Raw genomic sequence first — 15,046 nt, 5'->3', positions numbered from 1 at the left:
GGGGAATGCCGCGCCCGGCGCGGCCCGGAGTGGCCGGCGCGGGCGGGTGGGGTGGCGGGATTCCGCCAGATCAGTCGAGATCGTCGTGCGGGTTTCCGCCACCCTCGCCGAGGCTCAGGCCGTGCTTGCGCAGCTTGTCGTGCAGGGTCTTGCGCGGCACGCCGAGCGCCTCGGCCAGGCTGCGCAGCGAGCCGTGGCCGCGGGCCAGTTCGGCGGTGATCAGGCCGCGCTCGAAGGCCTCGACGCGGGCGGCCAGGTTGCCTTCGGTCGGCTGCCCGACGGGCGCCGCGCCGAGGCCCAGATCAAGGCCGAGGGCGAAGCGCTCGGCGGCGTTCTGCAGCTCGCGCACGTTGCCCGGCCAGGCATGGCCGAGCAGGGCGGCGCGCTCGCCGGCGTCCGGTTCGCGCAGCGGCAGGCCGTGGCGCTCGGCGGCCAGGGCGCCGAAGTGGCGGAACAGCAGCAGCACGTCGTCGCCGCGCTCGCGCAGCGGCGGGATGCGCAGCGGCGCGACGTTGAGGCGGTAGTAGAGGTCGGCGCGGAAGCGGCCCTGGTCGGCGGCCACGCGCAGGTCCTCCTTGGTCGCCGCGATCACGCGGATGTCCAGCGGGATCAGCTGGTTGGAGCCGAGGCGCTCGACCGTGCGCTCCTGCAGCAGACGCAGCAGCTTGACCTGCACGTCGAGGCTCATGCTCTCGATCTCGTCGAGGAACAGGGTGCCGCCGTTGGCGAACTCGAACTTGCCGATGCGCCGCTTGCTGGCGCCGGTGAAGGCGCCGACCTCGTGGCCGAACAGCTCGCTCTCCACCACCGACTCGGCCAGGGCGCCGGCGTTGATCGCCACGAACGGACCGTCGCGGCGCGCCGAGAGGTCGTGCAGGGCGCGCGCCACCACCTCCTTGCCGCTGCCGGTCTCGCCGAGGATCAGCACGTCGGCGCGGGTGCCGGCCAGCGCGGCGACCTGCTGGCGCAGGCGCACGATCTCCGCCGACAGGCCGATCAGGCGGCCCTCCAGGGCGTCGCGGCCGGACAGGGTCTGGCGCAGCTGGCGGTTCTCCAGGGCCAGGCGGCGCATCGCCTGGGCGCGGCGCACGCTGTCGAGCAGCGCGTCGCTGGAGAACGGCTTCTCGAGGAAGTCCCAGGCGCCGGCGCGCATCGCCTGCACCGCCAGCGGCACGTCGCCGTGGCCGGTGATGAGGATCACCGGCAGCTCGGGATCGCGGCCGTGCAGTTGCCCGAGCAACTGCAGGCCGTCGATCCCCGGCATGCGGATGTCGCTGACCACCACCCCCGGCCAGTCCGCCGGCAGCGCTTCGGCCAGGCCGCGGGCGTCGCAGCGCGCCTCGACCCGCAGGCCGGCCAGGTCGAGGGTCTGCGCCAGCGCCTGGCGCAGGTGCGGGTCGTCGTCGACCAGCAGCACCTCGGTGGTGGCGGCGACGGTGGGCGCGGAACTCATGGGCGATCCTCCGGAGACTGGGTGCCGGGCCCGGCGCTGGCCGGCAGCAGGTTGAGGGTGACCAGCGCGCCGCCATCGTCGTGGTTGGCCAGCAGCAGCTCGCCGCCGAGGGCGCGGATCAGGCTGTCGCAGATGGCGAGGCCCAGGCCGAGGCCGCGGGCGGTGGTCTTGGTGGTGAAGAACGGCTCGCGGGCGCGCGCCAGCGCCTCGGCGGAAAAGCCCGGGCCGTTGTCGCGCAGGGTCAGGCTGATGCGGCCGTCGGCCAGGGTCTGCGCGCTGAGCCACAGGCGCCGCGGCGGCGCGCGCTCGGCGAGGGAGTCGAGGGCGTTGGCCAGCAGGTTGCCGAGCACCTGGCGCAGGCGCGTCTCGCCGGCCTGCACCCACAGGGTGGCGTCGGGCAGGTCGCGCAGCAGCTCCACCTCCAGCGCCCGGCGGCGCTGGGCGAGCAGGGCCAGGGCGTCGTCGAGGGCCGGCTGCAGGGCCACGGTCTCCGGCGCCTTGCGGTCGCGGCGGGCGAAGGCCTTGAGGTGGCTGATGATCGAGGCCATGCGCGCGGTCAGCTCGCTGATCAGCCTGAGGTTGCCGCGGGCGTCGTCGATCCGGCCGTGGTCGAGCAGCACGCCGGCGTTGTCGGCGTAGCTGCGGATCGCCGCCAGCGGCTGGTTGAGCTCGTGGCTGATGCTGGCGCTCATGGTGCCCAGCGCGGAGAGCTTGCCGGCCTGCACCAGCTCGTCCTGGGCGCGCACCAGCTCCTGCTGGGCCTGCTCGCGCTCGAGCACCTCCTGCTTGAGGCGCTCGGTCAGCGCCACCAGGTCTTCGGTGCGCTCGGCCACCCGCTGCTCCAGTTCGCGGCGGGTGCGGGCGTCGAGGGCCAGGCGTTCGAGCAGGTGGCGGCGGCGCTGCAGCCACACGGCGAGCAGCAGCAGGATCGCCAGCAGGGTCGCCGTGGCGATGGCCATCACGCTCTGCACCGGGCGCTCGACCAGGCTGCGCGGGGCGAGGATGTTCACCGTCCAGCCGGTTTCGGCGAGCAGGTGGCTCTGGCGCAGCCAGTCGTGCTCGGCGAGCGCCAGCGGCTGCGGCTGCTGGGTCGGATAGGGCAGGTTGGCGGCGATGTCGGCGCGCTCGGCGGCGCTCAGCGCGCGGGTGGCGCGGAAGCGCCAGTCCGGGCGCGAGGTGAGGATCACCACGCCGTTGGCGTCGGTGACCAGCAACTGCTCGGGGGTCGAGCCGAGCAGGGTCTCGGTGTGGTCGAGGTCGATCTTGACCACCAGCGCGCCGAGCACCTCGTGGCCGTCGCGCACCGCGGTGGCGAAGTAGTAGCCGCGCTTGCCGGAGGTGGTGCCGAGGCCGAAGAACTGGCCGAGGCGCCCGGCCAGCGCCTCGCGGAAGTACGGGCGGAAGGCGAAGTTGCGCCCGACGAAGGCGTCGTAGTCGCTCCAGTTGGAGGCCGCCAGGGTCAGCCCGGCCGGGTTCATCAGGTAGATCACCTCGGCGCCGCTCTGCCGGCGCACCCGGTCGAGCAGCTGGTTGGCGGCGTTGATGCTGTCGGCGTCCTCCTGGGCGCGCAGGGCGGCGCGCAGTGCCGGCAGGTCGCCCATGATGTGCGGCAGCGCCTCGTAGCGGCGCAGGGTGCCGCGCAGGTTGGCCACGTACAGCTCGAGGGTCTGGCTGCTCTGCCCGGCCACCCGCTCGCGGTAGTAGCGGGTCGCCAGGTGCTCGATCGGCCACAGCAGCGGGGCGAGCAGGGCGGCGAGGACGAACAGGGTGCGCCAGCGCGGACGCTGCAGCAGGTCGAGGGGGCGGAGCATGGCGGCCTTCGGCGGTGGATCGGCCGGCATTATGCGGGGCCGGCCAGACAGGCCGCCAGCGCCGTGCGCCAGTCGGGCAGCGCCACGCCCCAGTCGCGCTGCAGGGCGCTGCAGTCCAGGCGAGAGTCGGCCGGGCGCGCCACCGCGCTGGGATAGTCGGCGGCGGCGATCGGCAGCAGGCGCGCACAGGGCTCGCCGCGGGCGCGCAGGTCGGCGGCGATCGCCTCGGCCAGCTCGTACCAGCTGGCGCCGCCGGTGCAGCTGGCGTGGTACAGGCCGCCGGGGCCGGGATTGCCGGCGGCGATGCGCGCCACCAGCGCGAGGCTGGCGGCGGCCAGCGCGGCGCAACTGGTCGGGTTGCCGAACTGGTCGGCGACCACCCGCACCTCGGCGCGCTCGCGCAGCAGGCGCTGCATGGTCAGCAGGAAGTTGCGGCCGTGGCGGCTGTACAGCCAGCTGGTGCGCAGGATCAGTGCTTTGCCGCCGGCGGCAACGATGGCCTGCTCGCCGGCCCGCTTGCTCTGGCCGTAGACGTTGAGCGGCGCGCAGGCGTCGTCCTCGCGGTAGGGGCGGCCGAGGCGGCCGTCGAACACGTAGTCGGTGGAGTAGTGCAGCAGCCAGGCGCCGAGCGCCGCCGCCTCCTCGGCCAGCGCGGCCGGCGCTGCGGCGTTGAGGGCGAAGGCCGCCTGCGGCTCGCCTTCGGCCTGTTCCACCGCGGTCCAGGCCGCGGCGTTGACCACCAGCTGCGGCCGTTCGCGGCGCAGGCACTGGCGCAGCGCGGGCAGGTCGTGCAGGTCCAGTTCGGCGCGGGTCAGCGCCTGCAGTTCACCGAAGCTGGCCAGCAGCGGGGCGAGGCTGCGGCCGAGCTGGCCGTGCGCGCCGAGCAGGAGGATCTTCACGGGAACACCTCGGCATCCGCCAGCGCCAGGCCCTCGGCATCGCGCGGCGACAGCAGCGGCGCGGCGGCCAGCGGCCAGGCGATCGCCAGGGCCGGGTCGTCCCAGCGGATGCAGCGCTCGTGCCGCGGACTGTAGCCGGCGGTGGTCTTGTACAGGGTGACGGTGTCGTCGGCCAGGCTGAGGAAGCCGTGCGCGCAGCCCGGCGGAATCCACAGCTCGCGGCGGTTGGCCGCGCTCAGCTCGATCCCCAGCCAGCGGCCGAAGGTGCTCGAACCGCGGCGCAGGTCGACCACCACGTCGAACACCGCGCCCTGTACCACGCGCACCAGCTTGCCCTGCGCGGCCGGCGGCAGCTGGTAGTGCAGGCCGCGCAGCACGCCGCGGTGCGACAGCGAATGGTTGTCCTGGACGAACTCGGCCGCGATGCCGGTCAGCTCGGCGAAGGTGTGCGCGTTCCAGCTCTCGAAGAAACAGCCGCGCGCGTCCTCGAACACCCTGGGTTCGAGGATCAGCACGCCGTCCAGGGCGGTGGCGATGGCCTTCACGGCAGTTCCTCCAGCAGGTGTTCCAAGCGCTGCGCCGGATCGCATTCGGCAAGCACCTCGGCATGTTGGCCGCGATTGCTCAGATACATCTCCGCTTCTCCGCACTGACGGATCAGCTGGGGCACCAGCGCCGAGCCGATGAAGCCGGCACCGCCGGTGAGCAGGATGCGCATGCGCGGTCTCCGCAGGTCATTTCCGGTAACGGCGCCGGGCTGGCTCCGCTGCGTGGTGCGGGCGAAGATGGCCGCCCGCCGCCCAGCCACAAGGATACCCGATGCCACCGCCTGCCGCCCCGGAGCACCGATGCTGACCCTCGACCTCGGCCCGCTGGCCCTGCCGGTGCGCTACCTGCTCCTGCTGCTGGCCTTCGCCGCCGCCTGGGCCGTCGGCTGGTGGGCCGGCCGACGGCAGCGCCTCGATCCCGAGCCGACCCTGTTCGCCATGCTGCTCGGCGGCCTCGTGCTGGCGCGGCTGGCCTTCGTGCTGCAGTACGCGGGCGACTACGCCGCCGCCCCCTGGCAGGCGCTGGACATCCGTGACGGCGGCTTCCTGCTCTGGCCCGGGGTGCTCGGCGCGCTGCTGATCGGCGCGATCCGGGCCTGGCGCCGCGCCGCGCTGCGCCGCCCGCTGGCGCTCGGAGTGCTGGCCGGCGCGCTGGTCTGGGGCGGGGCCAGCCTGGCCCTGCACCAGCTCGAACGCGCCGGCCGCCTGCCCGAACTGACCCTGCGCGATCTCGCCGGCCGGCCGGTGCTGCTCGACGAACTGCGCGGCCAGCCGCTGGTGATCAACCTGTGGGCCAGCTGGTGCCCGCCGTGCCGGCGCGAGATGCCGGTGCTGCTGGCCGCGCGGCAGAGCGAGCCCGACGTGCGCTTCCTGCTGGTCAACCAGGGCGAGGGCGCCGCCGAGGTTGCCGCCTTCCTCGCCCGCCAGGGCATCGACGGTCAGGACGTGCTGCTGGATGGCGGCAACCAGCTCGGCCAACTGGCCGGCTCGCGCGCCCTGCCGACCACCCTGTTCTACGACGCCGCAGGCCGTCTGCGCCACAGCCACCTGGGCGAGCTGTCCCCCGCCAGCCTGCGCCACGCCCTGCAGTTCATCCGCCAGCCTCCGGGGGATGGCGCAAGACCCTGAAGATTCAGGCATTTTCCGGTTTACTCCAGCGCCTCAGTCGCTATAATCCGGACCCATTCTTGCCGGTATAGCTCAGCTGGTAGAGCAACTGACTTGTAATCAGTAGGTCCCGGGTTCGATTCCTGGTGCCGGCACCATCTACATCAAGGCCTGCAGCCGATCTGGCTGGATGCTGACAAGCCTTCGCGTAACAAGGCGCGTAACAAGGAAAAGGCGCAGACCTGAAGCGCCACCCCCATAGGCGGAGCGTCCAGCCAAGGTACAGGGGGGGGCAAAAAAAAGAGTAACATCGGTAACCTTTCCTGACGCTGGCCAGCAACCCGTTGAAAATGCTGGGCTTTCTGCTCACGGCAAAAGGTAATCTTTGAGTAACCTTGAAGTAACCAGATTACTCTTTTGATAGGTGATTTCCGCTCAAGAAAAAAGCCTTATAAATCAGGCGCTTAGCAAAAAATTACCTTTTCAGTTACCTCCTTGTTACTCCTGCCTGTAATCGTGAAAGCCACGAACGACGGGGCCTCCAGCCCGGTTACCAGGCGAGATTGCAGAAATTACTCTTTCTGCAGACCCCACCCCCTACCAACGATCCTGCATCCCATCCAGATGTCCATTCATGGCTCCATCGTTCCTGGTGCAGCTGTGGGTGCTGCGGAGTGAAATCATCGGGCACCGATGATTTGAACGAGCACCAGGAGCGGCGTGGCCTCCAGCGAGTTGTTACGCCGGACAGCGCTGTCGCTTGGCCGTTGCAGGCTTGACGTGATCGCGGATGGAAAAACTAGCGTTCGCCAAGTTTTCGTTGGTGTTGGAAGATGATCGCCGCATTTCATGATGTGCCCAGAGGGCCGTGCGAATCTCCAGGCCGTGCCAATGATTTCGCAGCCCAGCAATTCCTTTCACGCAGTGAAATTCCGGCCTGTCAGCGCAAGCCCGCGCCGCGCCTGGGCTGGGGCCGGCCGTTCACCTCATGCCCAGGTTGCACAAAAAAAGTGCACAAGCCGCGTCGGCGGGAGGGGGATAAGTGCGTTTGGTGGCTGGGTTTTGTCGGGGCGGGAGGTTTTCCAGTGGAGCAGGGGCGGTCTGCCCCTGCTCCTGGATGCGTTGCGCCTCAGCGGCGGCGCATCACCACCCGCTCACGCTTCTGCTGCACGACTCCGCCCCCGGGGAGTGGGATGCGGATGACCTCGGTGATCACCTGGATCTCCGGCTCGGCCGGCTGGGTTTTCTTCTGCTCGGACATAGGTGCCTCCTTCGGCGGTTCTTGTCGGGCAGTCATGCTATGCGAGGTGGTGAGCGCCTCATGGATGCACTTTCCGATTCCTGGCCGTAAGGCGCAGGCATGAAAAAGCCCGCCGGGTGGCGGGCTGTGAATGGTGTGGATAGAACGTGAAAGATTTGTCATGTCAAATCGGCTTAAATTGCAGGCGTGCCCCATAGAGATACCAGCGCCGTGTGCCGGCTTCACCCCACGCGCGCATGGTGGCGATATTGGTCCTTTCCTTGTGATCGAACCCGCCGCCATGGATGACAGCCTGCGCCCCAGTCTCCAGGTAGTGGGCGGCACCGAAATAGGTGGTTTCGCTGCCGCCGACAATTGAGACAGACGTCATCGGAACCTTTGGCCGGACCGGATCGAAGGCAAGCTCCGTGGCCCAGACTGGATCAACGCCTCCTGTATTTCCCTGCTGCAGTTGGATAGGCTCGGCCAATGGACGATAGCTCCCGCCCACCTTATTGAACTCGTAATCTGTGATGTCATCGGAGACGTACAGTACTTGATCGACGAAGTGCACGTCCGGCAGCCAGTGCCAGACGTTGCCGCATAGGTTCTCGATGCGCCGATACCGATTGCAGTTCAAGCGATCACGGGAAATGGTCGAAGCCTGGATCGCCTTGGCGCGATCAAGGCGACCAGTGTGGTAGTCCATGGCATCGGTCTGTCCGGTGGTCTGCGGAGCACCGCCGAAGAACATGCTCGTGGTGACCGCAATGGCGGAGCCGTCGACCACAACCGACGACTGTCCGACAACCGGCGAATTGATGCTCACCGAAACAACCTTGCGTCGCGCAACAATGTTGGCCTGCTCTGTATCGCAGATCAGGATGTCCGCGCCCGGCCACAGGCGCTCCTGGTCGTTGTTGGACAGCGCGCGATCTGTCACCAGCGTATTGGTGCTGCTGGATGCGACGACAATCGGTAGATAGTCGGTGCGAGGCTGGATCATGTCGGAGATGCCGTGGCCGATGATCAGCGTGCTGTTGCGCTTGCCGTGCTCGATCCACATCAGGTTCTGTAAGGCATCCAGGGTTCTCGAATCGAACAGTGTCCAGCCGGGCCCCTTCGCGGTTGCAGCATCTAGGAATGTCTGCGGGTATTCGTTACTGGTCGGCAGCACGCCGGGCCGCGAGTACAGTACACCGGCCTCGATGTTTCCCTCGAAGGCGGAGACGTAGATCCGGTCAAGCACACGCCCGCCCTCGATGAACGCCGGATGCGGCTGAGTACCAACGGCGCTGATCCAGCGGTATTCGTAGCCGCCGATTATCGAGCGCTCATGATAGAAAAGCGGGATCTCCAGCATGATGTCGCCCGCAGAACCATCGGCGGCATAGCCGGCATCAGTCTCGTAGAGTATGCGGGTAGCACCACTGGCAAGCGTCGACACCGCGCAGCGCTTAATCTGTGACCACGGATAGACGCTGTCGAAACTGTTGGCGCCTCCGGCCGTTCCGGTGCCGATCACGGTCTGTGCTGTCATCCCGACCGCAGCTCCGAGGCGTTCGCAATCTGACGATGAGGACGCCACTTGCCAGCGGATGCCATAGCGGCCGGTGTCTATGCTCTTGCTCAGTTGCTGATAGCGCCCGTCGGACACGGTGCGGCCATAGACGTCAAGCTCGCGCCCGGTGACGCGGCGCACGACTGGAGGGTACGTATTGTAGCCGCTGACGCGAACCTTGGTGGCGCCCCCCGGGATCGTCAGCTTGTAGTTGGGATGGGCAGTGCCGGTGCCGGTGCCGTGCAGTTCGTAGCCTAGATAGTTATTCGCGTTGTCGTAGTACGCTATGGCCACACCTATGGATGACTGCGACCAACAATCCACATATATCTCGTCGGTCGCATTGATGGCGATGTATTCAGTTGTCCGGTAGGCAGTTGATGCTGCATACACGCCATCTGTAAAGCGGATATAGCCATTGCTGAGCGTACCGTTATGCAGCGTCTCCGTCACATCGTTGATCAGGCTCTGGGCAGCTTGATACATGACGTCGGCTTTCGCTTTAACGGCAGTGACCAGAACTTCGGACGGATATCGCTTTCCAGTGTCCTGTGCTAATCCAGAAATGTTGCGATAGAGGGCCAAATACTCGTCGCTCGATGCGCTCGGAACACTGAAGTACTCCCCACTTGCCGTCCCAGCCAACCCCGCCGCCGTATCCGCAAACACCCCAGCCGACAACTGTGCCGCATCCCGCGCCACCTCCGCTCGGCCTGCCGCCGCCTCAGCATCGGCCACGCTCTCCTGGACATCCACGCACTGCACCCGCACCCGGTAGTCCCGCGGCCCCTTCACCACCCGCAGGTCGTACAGCCCGTTCGGCGCGGCGAACTGGATCAGGCCTTTGGCGTCGGCGGTGAAGGGGTTGGCCAGGGCGGTGCCGTTGGCGGCCTGCAGGCCGGCGGCGAGGTTCTCGGTACCGCGGGCGTACAGGTAGCAGGTCGCACCGCCGAGGAGGTTGCCCTGGTCATCCTGGGCGAAGAAGTTCTTCAGTTCCATGTCGTGTTCCTTGGGGTCAAGCGGTGATCGGCGCGAGCTGGCCGTGCAGGCCGGCGGCGGTGGCGGCCATCGTGCTGAAGGCCGAGGCGTCGCCCGGGCTCGGTTGTGGGCCGGGGATATGGGTGTGGGCGGCCACCTGTTGGGCCAGCTGTTCCACCAGGTCGATCAGGTCGCAGAGGATCTGCAGCGCGTTGACCGATCCGGAGCCGATCCAGGTGGTATCCGCCACGCTGCGGCGCAGGCCCTGGATGCGCTCCTCGAGGTCACCGCCGACGGTGACGTTGCCCTTCTGGCCGAGCACCAGGTTCAGGTCGCGGCCGGTGGCCAGGTGCAGATCGTCCAGCGCCGCCAGGCTGGCGGAGCCGCCGGACAGCAGCTTCAGCGCGCCCAGCGCTTCCACTTTCTTGATGCCGCCCACCGTCTCGGTGGCGTGGTCGCCGACCTCCACCCTGTGGCTCTGGTAGTGCTCGGTGTTGGCCATGGCCTCCACCTCGCGCTCGATCGCCTGGTCGCGGATCTTGCCGTCGGTCTGGCGCAGCCAGTTGCCGTCGGCGTCAACGCGTTGCTGCGCGGCCTCGCTGTGCTGCCACACCTGGTCGCCCTTTGGCACCCGCGGCAGGCTCAGGCCGTGCGGCAGGATGCTCTGGATGTACGGCTTGTGCGGCAGGCCGTAGGCGAAGCTGACCACCACCGTGGTGCCTTCCTCGGGGAAGGCGAAGAAGCCCATCTCCTCGCCACCCACCGGCAGCGGCAACGGCAGGCCGGCGAGCAGCGGCAGCGCCGCGTCGGGCTCGCCGTCCGGGCCGAGCACCTCCACGTCCACCGCGAAGCGCGGGCGGAAGTCGTCGCACAGGCCGGCGCCGGCCGGCGCGTCGGCCACCGCCACCACGCGGGCGAAGCGCGGCAGGTGGTAGCCGCCGGCCAGCTCAGGGAATTGCCGCTCTACGCTGCGGCGGATTGCGTCGTCCATCGGATCGCCATCTGGTTGCCGGCGAGCGTCACGCTGGTGACCCGCTCGCCCTGGTTGATCGATGCGCCCGGTCGCAGGCCCGGCAGGGCCGCCACCATCGCGCTCTGGTTGCCCTGGTAGCCGTCGAACAGCTCGACCGGCAGCTGCAGCGCCGCGCGGGCGCCGAAGAAGCTGTGCGCCCAGCTGCCCACGAACACCTCGCCGTCGCCCTGCTGCTGCCAGATGCAGTCGGCGATGCCGAACACCCGGGCGAGGCTGTCCATCGCCTGGTAGCCGCTGGCCAGGCTGTAGAAGAACGGCGCCCTGACCTGCGCGTAGGGCTGCTCCGGCACGCGGAAGCGCAGGCCGGTGCGCTCGCCGATCGCCGCCAGCACCGCGCGCAGGTCTACGTGGCGCAGGTTCAGCGGCAGCGGGTTGGCCAGGATCGCCGCCAGCTCGCGGCAGAACAGCACCTGCTGCTTGGCGTTGGCCGCGGTGCAGTGCTCCACGTAGCCGATGAAGTGGCGCTGCAGCGGCGCCTGGTTGTAGCCGATGTCGAGCGTCACCAGCCCCTTCACCGGCGCGTCGGCCTGGACGGTGAAGGTCGCCCGGCCAGGGCTGCGCAGCTCCAGGCGCACCTCGTCCTTCACCAGGTCGTAGGCGGTGCCGGCGATGGTCAGCACCTTGTGCAGCTTCATGCTCATCAGGCCAGCCAGTCGTCGAGTTTCTTCAGGGTCGCCTCGAAGCCGGTCAGCTCCTGGGCGGGCTCGGTTGCGGCGCCGCTCCCCGCACTGCTGCCTGCCACCGCCTGGCCGGGTGCCGACTGGGTGGTGACGGCGTTGCCGGCGCGGCGCTTCTCCACCCGCTCGGGGTTGGAGAGCTTCTCGGCCAGGGTGAACTGCACCCGCCAAGCGGCCAGGCTGTCGTCCTCGCGCGCGCTCACGCCGTCGGAGAACTGCACCTGACGCACGCCGAAGGCTGCCGCGGTGTCGTTGACGATGCGGTAGGTCTTCAACTGGCTGCCGCCCTCGGTGGCCTCGGCCAGGCTCATCAGGCTGCGCAGCTGCGCCGCGTCGGCGAAGCGGATCAGCAGCGAGACGGTCAGGGTCTTGGGCTTGAAGCCCTTGTGCGCCGAGTCCGTGTTGCTGGTCTGGCCGGACAGGTCGTCGCTTTCGATGCGCAGGTTGGCCGTCACCTTCAGGCCCTTGCCGCGCACCTGTTCGCCATCGAGCAGCAGAGTCATAGGCCCACCAGCTCCCTGACGAAGGACAGCCCATCGAGCGAGCCGACCAGCATCACGCCGGCCGACAGCGCCCACTCATGCCCAGGCGCCTCGCCCTCGAGCAGCTGGCGGCGCAGCTCGGCGCCGTCGCCGGGGCCGATCAGCTTCGCGCGCATGCTGGTGTCCGGCGTGCCGCCGGCGAGCAGCGCCTGCAGGTCGGCCAGCTTCTGGTCGCGGGCCGCCGCCTGCGCCGCCTTGCGTGCGGCCAGGGCGCCCAGCTCGGCCAGCGGCGCGCCGTCGGCGGCGTAGCTCTCCAGCACCGCCAGCTGCCCGGCCATGGCCTGGCTGGCGGCCTTGGTCAGCGTGCAGCGCTCCAGCGGCAGCTGCCCCCAGCGCGGCAGCGCGCCGGCCTTCGGCAGCTCCCACTTTTCCGTCTCCAGATCGAACAGCCGCTGCGCGCGGCGCTCGGCGCGTTGCAGGTCGGGCAGCGGCAGCAGCGCGTTGAAGCGCGCCAGGGTGGTGGCGAACTGGTCGTAGCGGGTGGCCAGGAACAGCACGACCAGCGCGTACTGCGGGCCGATCGGGCGCGCCTCGTCGCTGCTGTCGGTCAGCTTGCCGGCCAGCTGCTGCCGCACGTTGGGTGCCGACAAGTAGCGCTGCAGGCCCGCGCCCTGGCCGATTCCGCTCTGGAACGGGGTGACCACCAGGCAGGCCGGCGCCTCGCCCAGCGCGCCGGCCAGGGCCGCGCGGCCGGCGGCGATCGCCTCCTGCGCCGCGGCGCCCACCGGGCCAGGGTTGGTCGTCGCCAGCCCATCGAGCGAGGAAAGGCGCAGCCCGGTGCTGGCCAGCTCGCTGCCGGCCAGCGTCTTGGCCGCGTCCAGGTCGGCCAGCCACTGGGTGGCCTGCTCGGGCCAGCGCAGGGTGATCGGAGCCCAGGTCATGCCCGCTCGTCCTCCCAGCCAAGCGCCTCGATGGCGTCCAGATCGCCCAGCGCGCGCGCCTCGGCCAGCAGCACCTTGAGGGCATGCACCTTCTGCAGACGGTCCAGCTTGAAGGCGGTGAACTCGTCGCCCACCTGGCGCAGCTGCTCGGCGCTGTGCTGGCGGAAGGCCTTCGTGCCCTGCTCGTCGCGGCAGGCATAGGGCCCATCCAGGCCGCGCAGCACCATGCCCGTCAGGTTGATCTGGTCCTCGAGGAGAGTGTCGTAGCGGTGCGGCGCGCCGAGCGCCGAGGACCAGAAACCGGCGGAGATCTCCGCCTCGCAGGCCGCGTTCACCGCCTGCAGCTGCTCGACATAGCGGCGCTCCACCAGCGCTGGGATGTCGTCCACCCACTGGTGGCCGTTCCACACCTGCTGCGCGCCGGGCACCTCCAGTGTGTAGCCGGCCGGCAGGCGCCCGTGGCGCTCGATGGTGATCGGCTCGCGGGTCTGCACGTTGTAGGCGGTCAGGCCCTGGTAGGAGTCGATCAGTTGCCAGTGCTCGCCGTCCCACAGCGCCGCCTTGCGCTCAGGCACCGCCGGCGGCGCCTCCTCGACACAGCCTGCCGGCAGCAGCCAGACGTCAGGCTCCAGCGGCGAACGGTCGGCCACGGCGGTACCGACGTAGATGCCAAGGTGGTCGGTTTGGTAGACGGTCTTGGTGGTCATGGGCGGCCTCAGTACTTGATGCAGGCGAGCAGCGCGGTGTTTCTCGGGCGCGTCTCGGCCCCGCCTGTCGCGTTGATGGTGACGGGGTGGGTGTGGTCGGGGACGGGGTTGATGTTGAGGATGTGCCCGTGGCTGCCGGACGTGCCGGATGCCTTGCTGGTGTTCGGCTCCGCGGAGGAGCCCCAGGGGGTCGGCCCGTCGGACGGCCAAATCCCAGAGTGCACAGGCACATCATGGCTGTGTGCCCCATCGGTGCTGGTGGAGCCAGTGTGAGTGTGCCCGCCATTCGCCCCCGTGCTACCCGTATGCCCGTGGCTCTGGATCGCCCCATCCTGGTCGCTGCCCAGTGCCCGTCCGGTGTCAATGCCGCGGCCGTCGTCCCAGTAGCGCGGGAACTGGCCGCGCAGGTCCGGCAGATTGAAGGTGGTGCTGCCGTTGCCGGTGCCGTACAGCGTGCCGATCCTGGCGAACAGCGCCGCATAGGTGATGCGCGATACCGCCGCGCCGTTGGCTTTCAACCAGCCGCTGGGGGCGGCGCTCATGGCAAAGGTGGCCACCTGGCCGACCAGCGGGTCCTCCACTGACTTCTTGCTGGCCAGCACCGCCTTGGTGGTGGCGAGGATCTCGCTGCTGTCGGTCGTCGGGTCGTCGCTCTTGGCGTTGGGCAGGTTGCCCAGGCCCACGTCCGCCTTGGTGGTGGCCCGGGCACGCAGGTTGGCGTAGTCGCCGTTGCGCGCGGCGAAGTGCTGCACCAGCGCGCCGCCGATCGGCTCGACGGTGCGCAGGTCGGTGATGGTGCTTGTATCCGGGATGTCGGCCAGCGGCACCCGGTAGTGCGCAACGCCGTTGGCGTCGGTGGTGTCCACCAGGTCGGCACCGAATACCACCTGCCAGCTCGCCACCACGTCGCTGGCCTGCCGCTCCAGGGCCACGTCCAGCCAGGCCTTGGCCGGCAGCGCCGGCAGCTGCACGCCCACCGGCTCGACCAGCTCGACGCGGATGCCTTCCACGTAGGCGATGCCGGCCTTCAGCTGGTAGGCGCCGAACATCTTCTCCATCTGCAGGCTGTCGGCCAGGAAGCAGGCGCGGCCGAAGGTGTCGCGGTTGCTCATCCGCTCGCGCGCGTCGATGCCGAGCAGGCGCACGGTGAAGTCGTGCTGCCAGGTGCTGGCATCCACAGTCAGACCGGTCAGCTCCTGAGCGCCGTTGAACTCCACCAGGAAATTGCGGGTGATGTTGTTGCCGATCTGCAGCGGCGGGATGTTCTTGCGCTTCTGCTGGGTCGGCACGTAGGCCACCGCCAGCAGCACGTCCTCCTCCGTCTCCAGGCCGATCCAGTTGAAGTCCCAGTCGCCGACGTTGGAGCCGACCATCATGCTGTACACCACCTGCCGCGGGTTCACGTAGCCCGAGCGGGTCACCTCGGCGACGTGCACGATCTGCCCGGCGGGCGGCATTCCCGCGGCGCGGTCCACGGCCGCGTTGTGGTTGAGGCCCGGCACGTTGGCCAGCACGAAGCGGGCGACGGTCAGCACCTCCTGGGCGGCCTGCTTCTGGGCGATCAGATCCTCGCCGGCGAGGGTAATGCTTGCTGCCATGGGGTACTCCT

Annotated in this window: 14 protein-coding genes and 1 tRNA gene; 2 read left to right on the top strand and 13 right to left on the bottom strand. The window is 69.2% G+C overall.

Annotated elements, in window-relative coordinates; all coding sequences use genetic code 11:
* Nucleotides 1–70: 70 nt before the first annotated feature.
* The 5 genes from RA210_RS17075 to RA210_RS17055 are packed head-to-tail and all read right to left on the bottom strand — an operon-like array spanning nt 71 to nt 4,881.
* On the bottom strand, nt 71–1,453 hold the full coding sequence (locus RA210_RS17075) for a sigma-54-dependent transcriptional regulator (protein ID WP_201487397.1): 1,383 nt from the start codon (nt 1,451–1,453) through the stop codon (nt 71–73).
* Entirely contained in the window at nt 1,450–3,264 is a 1,815-nt protein-coding gene (locus RA210_RS17070; RefSeq protein WP_201487396.1) for a sensor histidine kinase, read from the bottom strand. Before RA210_RS17070 ends, RA210_RS17075 begins: the two co-directional genes overlap by 4 nt.
* A 29-nt stretch (nt 3,265–3,293) precedes the next feature.
* Nucleotides 3,294–4,163 carry a dTDP-4-dehydrorhamnose reductase gene (gene rfbD, locus RA210_RS17065; RefSeq protein WP_201487395.1) on the bottom strand — a complete coding sequence of 290 codons (870 nt, stop codon included), beginning with the start codon at nt 4,161–4,163 and terminating at the stop codon, nt 3,294–3,296.
* Entirely contained in the window at nt 4,160–4,708 is a 549-nt protein-coding gene (rfbC, locus tag RA210_RS17060; RefSeq protein WP_136491059.1) for a dTDP-4-dehydrorhamnose 3,5-epimerase, read from the bottom strand. The genes rfbD and rfbC overlap by 4 nt, the downstream gene beginning before the upstream one ends.
* Entirely contained in the window at nt 4,705–4,881 is a 177-nt protein-coding gene (locus RA210_RS17055; RefSeq protein WP_136491058.1) for an SDR family oxidoreductase, read from the bottom strand. The genes rfbC and RA210_RS17055 overlap by 4 nt, the downstream gene beginning before the upstream one ends.
* 130 nt (nt 4,882–5,011) lie before the next feature.
* Here RA210_RS17055 and RA210_RS17050 point away from each other — a divergent pair, with 130 nt between their 5' ends.
* Both RA210_RS17050 and RA210_RS17045 read left to right on the top strand, forming a co-directional pair.
* The gene (locus RA210_RS17050; protein WP_136491057.1) at nt 5,012–5,839 is read left to right on the top strand and encodes a TlpA disulfide reductase family protein; all 828 of its coding nucleotides are present in this window, start codon (nt 5,012–5,014) and stop codon (nt 5,837–5,839) included.
* 61 nt (nt 5,840–5,900) lie between these two features.
* Nucleotides 5,901–5,976, top strand: a tRNA-Thr gene (locus RA210_RS17045).
* Between the two features lie 971 nt (nt 5,977–6,947).
* On the opposite strand, the gene RA210_RS22030 is transcribed toward RA210_RS17045, so the two are convergent.
* The 8 genes from RA210_RS22030 to RA210_RS17010 all read right to left on the bottom strand — a co-directional run bounded on the left by RA210_RS22030 (nt 6,948) and on the right by RA210_RS17010 (nt 15,035).
* Nucleotides 6,948–7,079: a hypothetical protein gene (locus tag RA210_RS22030; RefSeq protein ID WP_268932802.1), complete on the bottom strand. Its 132-nt coding sequence runs from the start codon at nt 7,077–7,079 to the stop codon at nt 6,948–6,950.
* 163 nt (nt 7,080–7,242) lie between these two features.
* On the bottom strand, nt 7,243–9,618 hold the full coding sequence (locus RA210_RS17040) for a hypothetical protein (protein WP_201487394.1): 2,376 nt from the start codon (nt 9,616–9,618) through the stop codon (nt 7,243–7,245).
* A gap of 16 nt (nt 9,619–9,634) precedes the next feature.
* Nucleotides 9,635–10,588 carry a hypothetical protein gene (locus RA210_RS17035; RefSeq protein WP_201487393.1) on the bottom strand — a complete coding sequence of 318 codons (954 nt, stop codon included), beginning with the start codon at nt 10,586–10,588 and terminating at the stop codon, nt 9,635–9,637.
* Nucleotides 10,561–11,271: a hypothetical protein gene (locus tag RA210_RS17030; protein ID WP_201487392.1), complete on the bottom strand. Its 711-nt coding sequence runs from the start codon at nt 11,269–11,271 to the stop codon at nt 10,561–10,563. Before RA210_RS17030 ends, RA210_RS17035 begins: the two co-directional genes overlap by 28 nt.
* Nucleotides 11,271–11,810, bottom strand: a complete 540-nt coding sequence (locus RA210_RS17025; RefSeq protein ID WP_201487391.1) for a baseplate complex protein — start codon at nt 11,808–11,810, stop codon at nt 11,271–11,273. The genes RA210_RS17030 and RA210_RS17025 overlap by 1 nt, the downstream gene beginning before the upstream one ends.
* Nucleotides 11,807–12,730 carry a hypothetical protein gene (locus RA210_RS17020; RefSeq protein WP_201487390.1) on the bottom strand — a complete coding sequence of 308 codons (924 nt, stop codon included), beginning with the start codon at nt 12,728–12,730 and terminating at the stop codon, nt 11,807–11,809. The genes RA210_RS17025 and RA210_RS17020 overlap by 4 nt, the downstream gene beginning before the upstream one ends.
* Nucleotides 12,727–13,437 carry a DUF4376 domain-containing protein gene (locus RA210_RS17015; RefSeq protein ID WP_201487389.1) on the bottom strand — a complete coding sequence of 237 codons (711 nt, stop codon included), beginning with the start codon at nt 13,435–13,437 and terminating at the stop codon, nt 12,727–12,729. The genes RA210_RS17020 and RA210_RS17015 overlap by 4 nt, the downstream gene beginning before the upstream one ends.
* Nucleotides 13,438–13,445: 8 nt before the next feature.
* The gene (locus RA210_RS17010) at nt 13,446–15,035 is read right to left on the bottom strand and encodes a phage tail-collar fiber domain-containing protein (protein WP_201487388.1); all 1,590 of its coding nucleotides are present in this window, start codon (nt 15,033–15,035) and stop codon (nt 13,446–13,448) included.
* Nucleotides 15,036–15,046: the final 11 nt, after the last annotated feature.

The organism is Pseudomonas sp. OF001 (assembly GCF_904426495.1).
In the GTDB taxonomy this organism is placed as follows: Bacteria; Pseudomonadota; Gammaproteobacteria; order Pseudomonadales; family Pseudomonadaceae; genus Geopseudomonas.
The sequence above is the reverse complement of the archived record's forward strand: the minus strand, read 5'-3'. Positions and strand labels throughout refer to the sequence as shown.